13 protein-coding genes are annotated in these 15,575 nt (G+C 63.1%); 8 read left to right on the forward strand and 5 right to left on the reverse strand.

Features of this window, described 5'->3' with window-relative positions:
• Positions 1-61: 61 nt before the first annotated feature.
• From R4P95_RS29900 to R4P95_RS29935, 8 genes are all read left to right on the forward strand, one after another.
• Positions 62-727, forward strand: coding sequence for a DUF998 domain-containing protein (locus R4P95_RS29900; protein WP_317840520.1), 666 nt, complete (start codon positions 62-64; stop codon positions 725-727).
• A 143-nt stretch (positions 728-870) separates the two neighbouring features.
• Positions 871-1,104: a hypothetical protein gene (locus tag R4P95_RS29905; protein ID WP_249353861.1), complete on the forward strand. Its 234-nt coding sequence runs from the start codon at positions 871-873 to the stop codon at positions 1,102-1,104.
• 80 nt (positions 1,105-1,184) lie between these two features.
• Positions 1,185-1,970: a DUF427 domain-containing protein gene (locus R4P95_RS29910; RefSeq protein ID WP_213572758.1), complete on the forward strand. Its 786-nt coding sequence runs from the start codon at positions 1,185-1,187 to the stop codon at positions 1,968-1,970.
• Between the two features lie 49 nt (positions 1,971-2,019).
• The gene (locus R4P95_RS29915; protein ID WP_317747098.1) at positions 2,020-2,304 is read left to right on the forward strand and encodes a YciI family protein; all 285 of its coding nucleotides are present in this window, start codon (positions 2,020-2,022) and stop codon (positions 2,302-2,304) included.
• A gap of 81 nt (positions 2,305-2,385) precedes the next feature.
• Positions 2,386-3,642 (forward strand): APC family permease, encoded by a 1,257-nt coding sequence (locus R4P95_RS29920; RefSeq protein ID WP_213572760.1) that lies wholly within the window; start codon positions 2,386-2,388, stop codon positions 3,640-3,642.
• Between the two features lie 182 nt (positions 3,643-3,824).
• A complete protein-coding gene (locus tag R4P95_RS29925; RefSeq protein ID WP_213572761.1) occupies positions 3,825-5,240 on the forward strand; it encodes a phytoene desaturase family protein in 1,416 nt (471 codons plus the stop codon).
• 112 nt (positions 5,241-5,352) lie between these two features.
• Complete coding sequence (locus R4P95_RS29930; RefSeq protein WP_213572762.1) at positions 5,353-6,864, forward strand: ATP-dependent DNA ligase; 1,512 nt, start codon at positions 5,353-5,355, stop codon at positions 6,862-6,864.
• Between the two features lie 303 nt (positions 6,865-7,167).
• Complete coding sequence (locus R4P95_RS29935; protein ID WP_317747097.1) at positions 7,168-7,899, forward strand: alpha/beta hydrolase; 732 nt, start codon at positions 7,168-7,170, stop codon at positions 7,897-7,899.
• Positions 7,900-7,916: 17 nt separating this feature from the next.
• Here the strand turns inward: R4P95_RS29935 and R4P95_RS29940 are convergent, their stop codons facing one another.
• From R4P95_RS29940 to R4P95_RS29960, 5 genes are all read right to left on the reverse strand, one after another.
• Positions 7,917-8,768, reverse strand: a complete 852-nt coding sequence (locus R4P95_RS29940) for an aminotransferase class IV (RefSeq protein ID WP_317747096.1) — start codon at positions 8,766-8,768, stop codon at positions 7,917-7,919.
• A 9-nt stretch (positions 8,769-8,777) separates the two neighbouring features.
• Entirely contained in the window at positions 8,778-9,695 is a 918-nt protein-coding gene (locus R4P95_RS29945) for a hypothetical protein (RefSeq protein ID WP_317747094.1), read from the reverse strand.
• Positions 9,661-12,942 (reverse strand): ABC transporter ATP-binding protein, encoded by a 3,282-nt coding sequence (locus R4P95_RS29950; protein WP_317747092.1) that lies wholly within the window; start codon positions 12,940-12,942, stop codon positions 9,661-9,663. Before R4P95_RS29950 ends, R4P95_RS29945 begins: the two co-directional genes overlap by 35 nt.
• 158 nt (positions 12,943-13,100) lie before the next feature.
• A complete protein-coding gene (locus tag R4P95_RS29955; protein ID WP_317747091.1) occupies positions 13,101-14,192 on the reverse strand; it encodes a cupin domain-containing protein in 1,092 nt (363 codons plus the stop codon).
• A 14-nt stretch (positions 14,193-14,206) separates the two neighbouring features.
• A complete protein-coding gene (locus R4P95_RS29960) occupies positions 14,207-15,388 on the reverse strand; it encodes an acetyl-CoA carboxylase biotin carboxylase subunit family protein (protein WP_317747089.1) in 1,182 nt (393 codons plus the stop codon).
• Positions 15,389-15,575: the final 187 nt, after the last annotated feature.

Genomic DNA, 15,575 nt, shown 5'->3' on the forward strand with positions numbered 1-15,575 from the left:
ATACTGGGCAAGCGTCTGTAGCGTGGGTCGAGGCCGCGCACAACGCGACGGTTCACAAGAGGTGAGCGTTCTGAACATCAGCTCAGCACACGATGCCCGTGCCGTGCGCGTAGGCGGCGCAGCGTGGGTACTGATGTCGCTGTACTTCGTCGCGGAGGTGGTCACCGCAGCAGCGTGGCCGAGACGGTACGAGGCGACTACCGACTCGATCAGCAAGCTCGGTGCCACGGGATGCGACGGATCCGCATCCCAACTGGCGGTCGCCCGAATTTGCTCGCCCCTTCACGCGCTGATGAACGGTGCTTTCGTCATGACCGGTGTGCTGATCGTCGTCGGTGCCGTCGGATTGCGCGGATTCCTCCCCGCTGGGCGGCTGCGGGTGACCGCCCTGGCCCTACTCGTGCTGGCGGCACTGACCGGACTGGTGCCCATCAACGTGGACGCCGGCCTGCACCAGATCGTCGCCACCCCCACATTCGTGGCCCGCAACGCAGCCCTCGCCTTCCTCGCTGTGGCGCTGTTCGAGCGGTGGCGCGGATTCGCCGTCTGGACGGGGTCGTGCTGCCTCGCGGGAATGCTCGGCACCATCGCCATCGCCGTCCCCGGCACGTCGTTCGGCGCCACCGAACGGCTTGCGTTGTACCCCTTCACCCTCTGGGTGGTCAGCGCCGGAGTCGCAGCGCTAATGGTGAGCCCGGGGCGTCGACACCCGTGCCCTCGACCCTAGGCGTGTCGAGCCTTGACCGCCCGTTTTCGACCGAGAAGGGTTGTATCTACCGTGCTCTCCCGTCCCGTGTGACCGGCAGGTACGGCTTCAGTCATCGAGAGGACAAACCAATGTCTGTTGTAGTACGACACCACGCTTCAGGGATGACGGCCGATCAGTACTCCGCGGTTGCCACGCCCACCACCGATGCGCTCCGGAATGCCAGCGGTTTCATCGCCCACTACGCATTCGCTGAGGGTGACGGCATGACGGTGTCCGAGATCTGGGAGTCCCAGGCCGACCACGACAAGTTCTTCGACGAGGTGATCCGCCCGAAGTTGCCGCAGGAGATCCCGCCGCCCGCCGTGTTCGACGTAATCAACACGATCACCCGCTGACGCTCCTTGTCCGTGCGAATTTTTGGTAGCTCCGGTTACCACAAAGGCGCACGGCCGCGGGGCCTTCCATGGAGGCGCCGATGTCTACCGCTCTCACTCATGCCGCCGCGGTCCAGCAGTCCGCAGCGAACGGCCGAATTTCGATCGAACAGAGCCACAGGCGCATTCGGGTGTTTTTCGCCGGACAGCCGATCGCCGACACGACGCGCGCGGTGTACCTGTTCGAGAAGGGGCTGCCGCCCGTCTACTACATTCCCCGAGACGATGTGCGGACCGAGTTCCTCGAGCCCGTGGCCACGACGACTCAATGCCCGTGGAAGGGAACGGCCCGGTATTGGGACCTGGTGGTGAGCGACCGCCGCGCCGAGCAGGCGCTGTGGGGATACGACGCGCCCCTCGACGACTCGCTGGATCTGAGCACGTACGTCTCGTTCTACTGGAACAAGATGGACGCCTGGTACGAGGAGGACCAGCAGGTGTTCGTGCACGCCCGCGACCCGTATGTGCGGGTCGACGTCCTACCCTCGTCCCGGCATGTCGAGGTTTACATCGGCGACACTCTGGTCGCCGACAGTGTCCGGCCGCAACTTCTGTTCGAGACTTCACTACCCGTCCGCTACTACGTTCCCCGGATCGACGTGCGCGGCGAGTTTTTCACCGACTCCCCCACCCGCACGTCCTGCCCGTACAAGGGCACCGCGTCGTACCTGTCGTTCGCGGGGTCGGGCACCGACGAGCCTGTCGACGACGCTGCCTGGTACTACCCGTTCACGACGGCCGAGGCGTCGGGCATCGACGACCATGTGTCGTTTCTCCCGGGCGATGCCACCCGAATCGTCGTCGACGGGGTCCCGCTCGACGAGTGAGTGTTGCAGACTGAAGACACCGGGAGTCTCCCGAGGAAGTGAGAACAGCATGTCTCTGTTCGTCGTGGAATACACCTACAACCCGGAGACGTCGTCGCGGCGTGACGATCACCGGGGCGATCATCGCGGCTGGATCGCGGAAATGATCCGGCGGAAGGTGGTGCGTTCGACCGGTCCCCTCGCCGACGGCACGGGCGCCTTCATCATCGCCGATGGGCCCGACGAAGAAACGGTCACTCGACTGTTCCAGCAGGATCCGTTCGTTCAGGCGAAACTCGTGGAGAACCTGCGAGTCAGCGAATGGCATCCGGTGATGGGCGAATTCAGCGAGTGACCCGATCGGCGTGGTCGGCGGTTTCGGACGGGGCGCGGTAGCGTCGGCGACCGACCATCGTCGACCGCCGGAAGGGACCGCATGACCGAGCCGCTATCGGCGCCGCAGCTCAAACGCCGACTGGGTGTATTCGACTCGGTGATGATCGGCCTCGGGTCGATGATCGGGGCCGGCATCTTCGCGGCGCTCGCTCCGGCTGCTGCCGCGGCGGGCGGCGCGTTGCTCTTCGGGTTGGCGGTCGCAGCGGTGATCGCCTACTGCAACGCCAACTCCTCGGCGCGCCTGGCAGCGCTCTACCCCCAGTCCGGGGGGACGTACGTCTACGGCCGCGAACGGCTCGGCCCCTTCTTCGGATACCTGGCCGGCTGGGGTTTCGTCGTCGGGAAGACTGCTTCCTGTGCGGCCATGGCCCTGACCGTCGGCGCCTACGCCTGGCCGGGTTACGAGCACGTCATCGCGGTCGTCGCCGTCGCGGTGATCACCGCGGTCAACTATCTGGGTGTTCAGAAATCGGCGTGGGCCACCCGCGGAATCGTGTTCTTCGTCCTCGCCGTCCTGGCCTTGGTCGTGTTGCTGTGCCTCAACGCAACCGACACGGGTTTCGACGGCCCGGTACTGACCCGGGGTTACGGCGTCACCGGCGTTCTGCAAGCGGCCGGCTTGTTATTCTTCGCCTTCGCCGGGTACGCACGTATTGCCACCCTGGGTGAGGAGGTTCGGGACCCGCGCCGGACCATCTCCCGGGCCATCCCCCTTGCGCTCGCAGTCACCCTGCTCGTGTATCTCCTGGTCGCGGTCGCGGTGTTGACCGTCCTCGGTCCGGACCGGCTGGCCGCCGCGACCGACCCGCTGGCCGAGGCGGTCGCTGCCGCCGGATTCGCTGGTGCCGAACCTGTCGTGCGGGTGGCCGCCGTCGTCGCCGCACTCGGTTCCTTGCTCTCGCTGATCCTCGGCGTGTCCCGCACCACGTTCGCGATGGCCCGCGACGGAAACCTCCCCCGGGTCCTCGACGCCGTCCACCCTCGCTACTCGGTACCGCACCGCGCCGAGCTGGCCGTGGGAACCGTCGTGGCTGTCCTCGCCGCGACAGCGGATCTGCGGGGAGTCATCGGGTTCTCGTCGTTCGCCGTGCTGGTCTACTACCTGATCGCGAACGCCTCTGCGTGGACGTTGTCTGCGCAGCTACGGTCCCGGCTCGTCGCGGCGACGGGTGCGGCCGGATGTCTGATCCTCGCCGCGTTCCTTCCCCTTCCCTCGGTGGTGTGGGGCATCGTCGTCCTCGGTGTCGGCGTTGCCGTGTACTGGGTGCGCGCCGTCGTGTCCCGATCTCGACGCTGAACGGAACGTTGTCCCTTCAACGGGGTCGTACCTGGTCAAGGATGCCGTGGACGCGCAGCCCTGGTTGCCTGACGGGCCTATCCCCCTCGAGGTTGAATGGTCGTTACGGGATGCCTCGCAACGCGCACACGAAGTGGTGACCGAGGCGCCGATGGCGATGGCACTGAAGTGAGGACTACCTCGTGACAACTGCGGTAGTGGTCGGCAGCGGGCCCAACGGGCTCGCTGCCGCCATCCACCTGGCCAGGCAGGGCGTGTCGGTGCGGGTGCTCGAGGCCAAGGACACGATCGGTGGCGGCACCCGCTCCTCCGAACTCACCCTCCCCGGCCTCATCCACGACGACTGCTCGGCGTTCCACCCCACCGGGGTGGCTTCGCCCTTTCTGCAGTCGCTCGGGCTGGGCGACTACGGACTTCGGTGGCTGTGGCCGGAGATCGACCTGGTCCACCCCCTCGACTCCGGATCGGCTGGGGTGCTCTGGCGCGACATCGACCGCACCGCCGCGAACATGGGCGAGGACGGCAAGGCCTGGCAGCGGATGTTCGGCCGGCTGTCGACGTCGTTCGACGAGCTGACCGGCGACGTGTTCCGTCCGATCGCGCACTGGCCCGCGCATCCTCTGCAGCTCGCCAAGTTCGGCGTCAACGCGCTCGCCCCGGCGGCACTGACGGCCCGCCGGTGGAAGCGACCGGAGACACGGGCCCTGTTCGGCGGGGTGGCGGCCCACGCGTTCAGTTCTCTGCACACCCCGATGAGCAGTTCCGTGGGTCTGATGCTCACCGCCGCCGGCCATGCGTACGGGTGGCCGGTCGCGGAGGGCGGTTCCCGGTCGATCACCGACGCGATGGCGTCGCTGCTCGGCCGGCTCGGCGGCACCATCGAGACCGGGGTGTACGTCGACTCCCTCGATTCGCTGGGCTCACCGGACCTCGTGATGCTCGACGTGGCGCCGCGTGCCGTGCTGCGAATAGCGGGTGATCGGTTGCCGGGCAGGGTCGCCCGCGCCTACCGCCGGTACAAATACGGGCCGGCGGCCTTCAAGGTCGATTTCGCCGTCGACGGCCATGTTCCGTGGACCAACGAGCACTGCCGCGCCGCGGGGACGCTGCATCTCGGCGGAACGTTCGAAGAGGTCGCTGAGGCCGAAGGACAGATCGCGCGTGGTGTCATGCCCGCGAGGCCGACGGTGCTCCTTGGGCAGCAGTACCTGGCGGACCCGTCCCGCTCCGCTGGGAATATCAACCCGGTCTGGGCGTATGGACATGTGCCCCATGGCTATTCGGGCGACGCCACGCAGGCGATCATCGACCAGATCGAGCGGTTCGCACCAGGATTCCGAGACCGCATCGTGGGGCAGCACGTGCGCTCGGTGGCGCAGATGGAACAGCACAACGCCAACTACATCGGCGGCGACATCGGAGTGGGCGCCAACACCGCACTGCAGATCGCGATGCGGCCCCGCATCGGCCTCGACCCGTATTCCACCGGAATCCCGGGGGTGTACCTGTGCTCCTCCGCGACCGCGCCGGGGGCAGGAGTCCACGGCATGTGCGGCTTCAACGCCGCCCAGTCGGCGCTGAAGTATCTCGAGAGCTGATGGTGGTGACCGAGGGAGACCCTCCGCGGCTTTTCCTCAACTGCGAGAATTACGTCCGGACGGCCCAACTGCTGACCGTGCACCGCAGCATCGATCCAGCTACCGTCGGGGAATGCTGGTTTCGCGGATCGTGGACACGTCGCGTGCTGTGGGGGCCACCCGGTCCCGCAAGGTGAAGATCGAGGCGCTGCGCACACTGCTCGCCGACCTCGAACCCGAAGAGGTCGAGCCCGTGGTGGCCTGGCTCTCCGGGGAACTGCGGCAGGGCCGGATCGGCATCGGCTGGCGGATGCTCGCCGACCTCCCCGCCACGCCCGCGGATCACTCCACCGTGACCGTCGCCGATGTCGACGGACTGCTCACCGAGCTGGCCGGGACTTCCGGATCGGGCTCGACGGAACGACGACGCACTCTGCTCACCGACCTATTTACCCGAACGACGCCGGGCGAACGCGACTTCCTCGTTCGGCTGCTGACAGGAGATCTTCGACAGGGCGCACTCGAAGGAATCATGACCGACGCCATCGCCGCCGCGGCCGCTCTGCCCGTCGAGCCGGTTCGCCGCGCCTTCATGCTGTCGGGGCGGCTGCCGGCCACTGCGACCGCGGCGCTCGCCGGCGGAGTGGAGGCGCTCGGCGCGTTCCGCCTCGAGGTGGGTCGACCGATCCGGCCGATGCTGGCCTCTCCCGCCGAATCCCTCGCGGACGCCTGGACGGAACTCGGCGGTGACGTCAGCGTCGAGTTCAAGCTCGACGGTGCGCGAATTCAGGTGCACCGCAACCTCGATGAAGTCCACATCTTCACCCGCACGCTGCGTGAGATCACCGGCAGTGTCCCCGAACTGGTGGAACTCGTCGCCGGCCTCCCCTGCGAGTCCGCGGTGTTCGACGGTGAGACACTGGCGTTGACCGACTCCGGTCGTCCCCGCCCCTTCCAGGAAACGATGAGCCGCTTCGGCGCCGAAAGTGCCCGCGAGCTACTGCTGCACCCGTACTTCTTCGACTGCCTGCATCTCGACGGAATCGACCTGCTCGACGCCCCACTCGAGCAGCGCCTCGACGCCCTCGAAACCGTCGCCCCGCAGCATCGCATCCCAGGACTGCGCCGGCCCGACGCCAACGCAGCGGCAACACATTTCGACGAGGCCCTCGCCGCGGGGCACGAAGGCGTCATGGTGAAGTCACTGTCGGCCCCCTACGCGGCGGGGCGCCGCGGTCGGGCGTGGCAGAAGGTCAAACCAGAGCACACCCTGGACCTGGTGGTCCTGGGCGCCGAATGGGGTTACGGCCGGCGTACCGGCTACCTCTCCAATCTGCATCTCGGGGCCCGCGACCCCGACGGCGGTGATCCGATCATGGTGGGGAAAACGTTCAAAGGCCTCACCGACGCGTTGTTGCAGTGGCAGACGGACGAATTCCCGCGACATGAACGCGCCCGCGACTCCCATACCGTGTTCCTGCATCCGAGGATCGTCGTCGAGATCGAACTCGACGGCGTGCAGGTCAGCTCCCGCTACCGCGGCGGCGTCGCGCTCCGATTCGCCCGGGTTCTGCGGTACCGGCCCGACAAGGACCCCGCCGACGCCGACACCATCGACGCCGTGCGCGCACTACTCCCGGGCTGAACGAGACCGAGGCTGACTTCGTCGAGTGTGGTGCCGATCAGCAGGGCGACGTGCGAGTGCGCGCTCGGGACTCCGATCGGTGCGGGTAGACGTCGTCCCGGTGGTCGGGAGGAACAGCGCGCGGCAGCAAAAACCGGTTGGCGGACCACGGCGGCCACTGCTACCTTTCGGAGGCCGTGCTAGAGAACGAGGAGGTGGTACCCGTGAACGCAGTATCGACATGGGTGCTCCCCTCCGGGGTCACGGTCGGACGATAGGTCGTCCGGGAGCGCCATTCACGAGCACTCCCGAAAGGGCACCACCATGCACTTCACCTCCGAACAGCGCCTCGACGACGGCGTCCTCGAACGCGCATTTTCCCTCGGCGAGATCCCAGGCATCTTGTGGACGCCCGGATCCGTATCCGCACCGGCGCCGCTGATCCTGGTCGGTCATCCCGGCGGACTGCACATGATGTACCCGAGACTGGTGGGCCGGGCCCGGCACGCCGCGGCGGCGGGATACGCCGCGGCCACCATCGAGCTGCCCGGGAGCGGTGACCGGAACCGCTCCGCCGTGGCCGAGCAGGCCCGCGTCGACCTGCGCCGGGCGCTCGAGGCCGGTGATCCGGTCAGTGACGAGATCGTCGACCGGCTCATCCTCCCGCTGGTCGACAAGGCGGTCCCGGAATGGCGGGCCGCCCTGGACGCTCTCCTCGAGCTGCCCGAGATCAGCGGCCCGGTCGGGTACTCGGGAGGGGTGATCGCCATCGGCATCCGGTTGGCGGTGGTGGAACCACGCATCTCGGCCGCCCTCCTGTTCGCCGGGAGTTTCGTGCCCCACGCCATGTTCGAGGAGGCGCGGCAGGTCACCATTCCGCTGCAGGTCCTGCTGCAGTGGGACGACGAAGGAAACGACCGGCAGCAGGCCTTGGACCTGTTCGACGCCTTCGGCTCCAACGAGAAGACGCTGCACGCCAATATGGGCGGGCACACCGGCGTCCCACAGTTCGAGGGAGACGCCGGCAACCGGTTCTTCGCCCGGCACCTGACCTGAGGTCGGGAGCCCGGGTTTCACAGCGCCGACTTCTTGTTCGTCAGGCGCTGATACTCGGTTGCGAGCGCATCCGCCAATGGAGCCGTCTCGTAATGGATCTCGTCGATGCAGGAAATCTTCGTGATCTCCATCGCGGTTCCGCACAAAAATGCTCCGTCGAACGATGCGAGCTCGGCGTAGGAAATATTGCGCTCCGTGACAGATACGCCCAACCGCGGAGACAGCTCGTCGATGATCACCTTTCTGGTAATTCCGGCGAGCGCCAATTCCGTGGTGGGTGTGAGCAAAGCGCCCCCTTTGATGAAGAACACATTCGAACCACTCGACTCACACACCGTGTCGGTGGTCGAGAGGAAGATGACGTCGTCATAACCATCGGCCTTTTGATGGTAGCTCAAGTAGCTCAACGCGTAAGTCGACGATGTCTTCGCCTGATAGGGGTGGCACGATGCCGGCGCACGCCTCCACGTTGCCGTCGCAAGCCGATAATTCGCTGGTGCAGAATTCGCAGAAAAGGGTAGCGCAAAAACGACTACCCGACTGGAGCATCCTTGCGCCCTGAAGCTGACATCCGAATCGTCGTAGAAAACCAGGCACTTCAGGTATGCGTCGCTCAGCTCGTTCACTCTCAGCAACTCGTAGCACGCATCGGCCAGATCTGCATTCGAATACGGCACCGTATGCCCGAACACGTCAGCAGACCGCCGCAGCCGGTCCAAGTGATCGTCGAGCTTGAAGATGTTCCCGCCGTAGCTACGGATACCTTCGAACACCGAGGACCCATAGGATAATGAATGAGTCGCGGGTGACAGAGTCATATCGTCGTATCGGACGAAGTTACCGTCCGCCCAGGACATGTCGCTGATCATCTGGTTTCCCTACCCCGATATCGCATAGTCGTGCATCGCTTGTCTCTGGCGTGTGTTGACCGGAATCAGCCAGTTGTCCAGGTCGACAATATGATTTGCGCCCACCCGAACCTTGCTCTCGATTGCGCCGCGGCCCAGGCAGATGTCCTCGAAACCCAGCCGATCGGCGAACTGGTACAACTGGTAATAGTCGGTGATATACAGATTGAGCCCACGCGGAATTCGATCACGGTCCAGCCCCTGAACGAGCATCGTGAACACACCGCGTTCGTCGTCGGCATAACTCAGCGATCCGTTCACGGGCGCATTGGTCGACTTCTCGTAGTCCAGCTTCAGATAGTATTTCGTTCCTTCCGACGAACGTGCCAACATTCGCAGAACGTCGGCAGTATATAGATTCCTGGAGTGCCCATACTTCGCCACATTCAGTGCTTGTAGAACGGCGAAATCGTGCAGGGCGCGGCCGTCTTCCACCAGCTCTGACAGACGGTGTATTTGGGTTTCACACGCCGCCTCAGCTTTCGTGGTGAGCTTTCTGATTGCCTTGTATTGCCGATCTCCGACGGTTGCTCGCAGAGTCGAATCCACACGTCCGGACGACCGAAAGTACGCTGCTTGCATGAACGGAACCGCGATGACCCGAGAATCGGGTAAGCGTTGGGATCTGATAAGAGAGGGAACCAACAACCAGTCGGCGGCGGAGGCCAGCTCCAGCAACTCCGCCAGTCTCCCTTCGTCGGGCTCGTCGGACACGGGCATATAGAAGTATCCCGGGCCGACATACGCGCGCTCTCGGTGTAGCCCGTAGTTCCTGATCTCCCTTCTCTGGAGGAGAGCATCCCAGTGAGCGATGTCCACCAGTGGGAGATGCGGCTCCGAAACATTATGGCTGTCACAGAACGCAATTCGCTGGGGTTGCCATTCCATCGACTTCCTCCTTGTCGGTCGAGCGTCGATCGATGGCTGTTGCGGGCGGCTCGCCCGAAATCTCGAGTAGACGTCTTTCATCGTTGAAATGGAAGATTCGGTTGGCGAGTCTCGCCAGCTCGCGATTGTGGGTGATGATGAAGAAGAGGGTGTCCGGAAGTGCAGAGGTCAGGGCACGCAATGCGGTGAGTTCCGCTTCGGCACTCAACTCCGACGTGGCTTCGTCGAGAATCGCGATCGCGGGCGGATTGATTATCACATCGAGCAGTGCCAAACGTTGCAGTTCCGTCTTGCTCAGATTCAACAGACCGCTGCAGGGAACTATTTCGTCGAACCCGGAATGTAGCCGCTCGACGACATCCTCAGCGTCGAGGTAACGGACTACACGAGCCAGTTCCTGAGGTGAGGGGCTGTGGAAGTGCTCGGACAATCGTCCTGGCTTGAATATCGGACTCGATGTCAGCAGGAGGACGTCTTGGTCGTGCGAATCCGACACGTATCCTGTCGTCCGGCCCAATGTCGAGACGACACCCGTGGTCGGGCGCAATGTACCCACGACAAGTTTTGCGAACGTCGACTTACCCACCCCACTGGCACCCGTGATCACCACGATGTCGCGGCGATAGAACGACTCGGTGTGGTGCTCGAGCAGCAGTGCACCGGTGTGCCTGGCGACGAATGCGACATCGGTGAACGATACGAGTGCGTCGTCTTTCATCGTCGGACACGTTCGGTTCGGTGCGGCGGGGTGCGGAGGTGTGAGCAGGCGATCCGCGCTGTCCAGCACCTGCCTGAGTTCGACCAGGCAACTACCCAACCTTGCGAAGAGTGCAATCAGGCTGTATGAGAGACTCAGCGCCAGGACATTGGTCAGGCCGAGGCCGCCCTGGGCGTAGACGAATACCGTTGAACCCACGATGACCGACAGGAAGAGCACCCCCATCAGATCGAGCTTGTAGGTAAACCATCGCCGCGCCGCAGCATTGTTCATCGAAGCCAGGGCGCGATCCATCAGGCTCCTGTTCAGCCAACTCACGAGAACCGCGTTGTCTCTTGCCAACTCGAATCTGCTCGAACTCCGTGTCGTTGCCTCGACCCGCGCGAACAAAGCCGACGTCGTTCCGATCTCGCACTCGTTGAAGTACCGCAGTCGGTTGTCCGATCGCCGTGAAGTGTGCCAGTAGACGAGGCACATCACAGCACAAGGAAGCACCGCAAAGATGTTCTTACTCAAGACGAAACCGGTGGTTGTGATCAGAAGCGCCGCCGCACCCAACGTATGCAGCAGTATTGCGGGCAACACTTCGTCGACACGTCGTTGATCCCACGTGAGCTTGCTCTGCGAATCTTGGTCGACCTGATCGACTGCCTCGCCATCGAACGTCGGGCTCATGATTGTCGAGAAGTACCGCACGCACTGTCGGGATGCCGCACCGATACTGCGTCGCACCGTCAGCAAGGCGCCGGATATCGACAAGAGCGCACCGGCCGACACTACGCAGACCAGAATCATCGACGACTCGGCCACATTCGCGGTGGACAGACCACTGGCCGCCACGTAGTCACCGATGATCGTCAAAACTTCTCGGCACACGAACAGGACACACGCAACGAGTGCGACCTTCGCGATGCCGAACCTGATCAAGCTACGCCTGGACGGCGTCCGGTCTTCCGTCACATCCGTGCGGCGGGAAGGATGGCGAGGGAGTGAACGTTCGTCGGGAGTGCGCCACCCCGAGCTTTCGGGTAGAAGATCCGACGGCGTCGTCAGATCACGTACGACTTCGACCACTGCGCCGTCGGCCACCACCCAGATTTCCTCCGCCGAGTCGATCTCGTCGGGTTTGTCTGTTGCATAGACAACGGTCGTGTCGCTCCACGGCCCCCGGAGGAGTGAGCTCAGCAACCCTCTCCCCAGGTCGGCGTCCAGACCTGATGTGGGCTGATCAATGAGAACGCACGCCGGCTCGGCCAGCAATGCCCGCGCCAGTTCCAGCCGCTTTCCTTGCCCACGGGATACGTCCCAGGCCTCGGTTCGAGGTGGCGACTTGGTGTCGAGGTACTCGGCATAGAAGGTGTCGGGCAGTCTGGACTGCGCCAGTGCTCGGGCCGCTTCGTCATCCGAAAAGTCGCGTCGATAGAGACACAGATTCTCATACAGTCCGCCCGGGTAGATCCATGGTTCGTCCGGGACGAAGATCGTCGTCCTACCGAGTCGGTTGTTCAGCCGCGCGCCGGCTTTCAGAATCGATGTTTTGCCACTACCCGCTGCGCCGACGACAGCGATGTGCTTTGCCGTTGTCGTCGGCAGTTGGACGGTGCTCGCATCGGCGTCTGACAGGCCGGTGCCGGACAGATATTTCGCAACGTTGGTGTGCCCGACTACGCCTTGCGAAATGCTCTGGGCAAGTTCGGGCACATTGTTGGCGACCGATCTCAGACCCCCCATCAACGCCATTGCCGACAGCAGGCCCGCTGGATCCACATGACCTAGATAAGCCCGCTGGGTAAATGCTGCAGCGAGCATCCCTACGACCGGTGTCAGAGTAGATATGAGGTTGATCGCCGCGACAAGACGCGCCGCCCTCTCGAGTGAGCGCTCTTCGCCATCACGCTTGTCGGCGTAGCGCCGTATCAGGTCGTCGTTCCAGTTCTTCAGCCACGCAATCCCTCGGTTGTTGATCGAGAACATGCCGACGTCGATGCGTTCCGCCGAAATTGCCGATAATTCTGTGTGAGCGTTGGTCAATTGTTTGGCAATCCAGAATATCGCCATCGAACTGATGACAATGATCGCCAGCGCCGACAATGCACTCAGCCCCAGTGCCACGAAAAAGAACGCAGAGGTGAAAATTAACGTGGCGAGCGCCAGAATCATGAATACCAGGCCGGACCAGGCAGCTTCGACGCGCGCCGCCTCACGGTCCACAAGCGTGACAACGCTGGAGGGTCGGTCGGAACCGCCACCGTCGCGCTTCTTCCGTAGCAGTCTTTGCTCGATGTAGGTCCGGGCTCCGATGCCTGCCAGTTCGGCGAGCAGGAAGGTGTGGTTGAGCGCCAACCACGCCGAGTACGTCAGCAGTATGCAGGTGATCCCCAGCGTCAGGTTCACCATCGGCGGTGTGCCGGGTTCGACGAGGTGCTGGATCAGTGATCGCAGCGTGACAGCTGCGCCGAATGCGCAACCAGCGTTGAACGCTATGGCGAGGAGCGCAAGCAGAACGTCGCGACGGAGGGCTCTGAGCACGGATCTGTGGAGTCGCTCGCCTTGGGGCGCGTTCAGGTCGTCTTGTCGCGCAGCTTCGCACCAGCGCTGCCATCGCGAAAGATGAAACGCGTTGGTATGCCGGTCGAACTGGGTTCCACAACGAGGAATCTCGAACCAGACGACTCTTTTCAGCGCACTCAGCATGTGGACGGCGTGGCGTCTGCGGTGTCATTTACGGCGATGGAAGCGATTCTGTCGCACAATCGTGTGATCATCGTCCATCCCTCGCCGAGCGCTTCCCGCAATTCGTGGATCTCCGTTGGATTTGCTCGATCGAGAAGGTCGATCCCCATGCTCACATGGTGGCCGTCGTCTTCACCATGCTCTTGGAAGTGTGGAATGCCAGGAAACGCGCGCGCGGCTTCTCGGTGCCAGACTTCGCCACTACCTTCCAGCACTACGTGCATCAGCAACGTTCGCACCATGTCGCTCCTGCAGAGCATCTGCTGCCTGAACCAGTCCATTGTCGATACGAACGTCGCATCTGAGACCGGCGAGTGCGACGAGTTCCGTTGCTGTCTGAGGTTGTTGTTGTGTCCCAGTTCTTCGACCAGATGATCGAGTGCGACATGCTTGTGTTGCGGATCAGTAGTCATCGCCACACGCAGGTGCAGCAAATCTTGGAACACATCCGACCAGGCTTGCTGGCAGTCGAGTAGTCTTTCGCGAACGCCCGGGTCGGTCATCGAGGAGGTGTCGATCAACCGCAGCAGACTGCTGTTCCTGAATTGCTCCAGGTACTTCTCGTTGTCCTCGAGGATCACGACCGCCGGACCGGACCCAGCGGCTGCAAACATGGCGTTCGGGTTGTCGGTATCTTCGTACAGGGCCTTGCCGTTGAACTGGATCGACAGCGCCCAGAACCCGTTGCGAGTTCCCTCGAAGCCGTGCCATGAGTCGCCGGGTACGAGGATCATGTCTCCCGCAGCGACGTCCTGCTCTGTGCTACCCATCGTTCGTCCGGAACCCTCGCAGACCAGGATGAGGCTCGCTTCCGGGTGTTTGTGCACAGATAGCACCTGACCGCATTCCAACCTGACCCAGCTGATCGCCAGATTGCTGGAAGCGGGAATGAACTGGGCCAGTTCCGGGTGTTGGGAGAAGATCTTGACGACACCCAGATTGTGGACATGGCCGTCGACCACCACCTCGTTGATCGTTTCGAGAGCGCTTCTGGCAATAATCTGCATCGATTTCTTCCCTTCTTGATTAGAGGACGCGGTTTCCATGATCGCGTTGATTTTCAGGAACAGTGGACGTCGAGATAGTCGATGGCTCGCTTGAATGGCTCCCTCTCGTTGCAGGCGAATACAATCCAACCGATCTTGTCGTCGTTTGTCCGGGGTCTGTCGAGTCGCAACGGTGCCGGCTCGATATGGAGCCTGATGATGTCGACGCCCCGCAGCGCGCTCCGAAGAGACTCGGGGTCGATGGGTTCGTAGAATTGGTGTGACGCGGCGTAGGTATATCGCGCCTGTTCCCGGCCGACGCCGGACGAGTCGACTTCGCTCCAGCAACGAACCGTTTCTCTGAATTGGCTCACGCCGGTCGTGAGTTCGACCAGAAGCCCGATGTAGTCGCCGCCCACCCGGTTGTTGATCTCGATCAGGCGAAGCCCGCCAACCGTGATCTTTACCTCGATATGACACGGCCCGTGCTGGTAATTGATTCGGGTGAGCAGTTTTTCGCAGTAGTCACTGACAATGTGGAACATGTCGTCGTCCACGACATCGGGTGAGATGATGTGCTGTTGTTCTGCAAGGGATTTTCTGTGCAGCTTCTTGTTCGTCACGGCGAGAACTCGATGCTTCCCGTCGATGGTCAGGGTCTCGACACTGATTTCGCGTCCGGGTAAGTACTCTTCGGCGAGCATGACGAAACCGTCCCCTGTCAGCTCGGCAAGCGCCGCGGTCAGTTCGCGTTCGTCGCGGACGATGAACACGCCTTCGCTGCCCGACCCAGCCGGCTCCTTGAGAACCAGCCCCTGGGGGTGATGGAGGAGGAAGGCTCGTACCTCGGCCGGCGTGCGACATATCGTGTTCGCTACGGCGAACTCGGTGCTGTCGAGAAATGACCGCATCAATTGCTTGTCGATACACAGCTCGCATGCGCTGAGGTCGAGACCCGGGACAGAGAGGCGGTGGCTTGCAAGGGCCGCGGAAAGCAACCCACCCTCGGTAAAGGAGAAAATGTGGTCGACCCGTTCGGACCTCATTATTCGTGTGATCTCAGCGACCACGGTGTCCGGACCGAAATCAGCCACGGGACTGATGCGTTCGGTCAGGCCGCGCAGGTTCGGACCAATCGCGCCGTGCAGCTGTAGAACGGTGAACTCGAAGCCCAACCCCGCGAAATGCGGGAATGTTTCATCATGCCCGCCGATCAGGATGATGTGTCTCCTGCGCTGCCCGTCGTCGGTGGTCAATTGCCCTCGCTATCCAAACCCTGGCTTCTCTGATACCCAATGGTCAGCGCGCGTCGGCCCGGCGAATAGGCACCCTAGGGGGCCGAAGCTTCACCCCAGCAGCAGGGGTGGCCGATGCGGCTCCCTAGGGTGCCTATCCGTTTTGCCTGTCGGCACACAAGATTGCGGAATACCGCAGAGCAGGAAC

The organism is Rhodococcus sp. IEGM 27 (genome assembly GCF_033142305.1).
Lineage (GTDB): Bacteria > Actinomycetota > Actinomycetes > Mycobacteriales > Mycobacteriaceae > Rhodococcus_F > Rhodococcus_F oxybenzonivorans.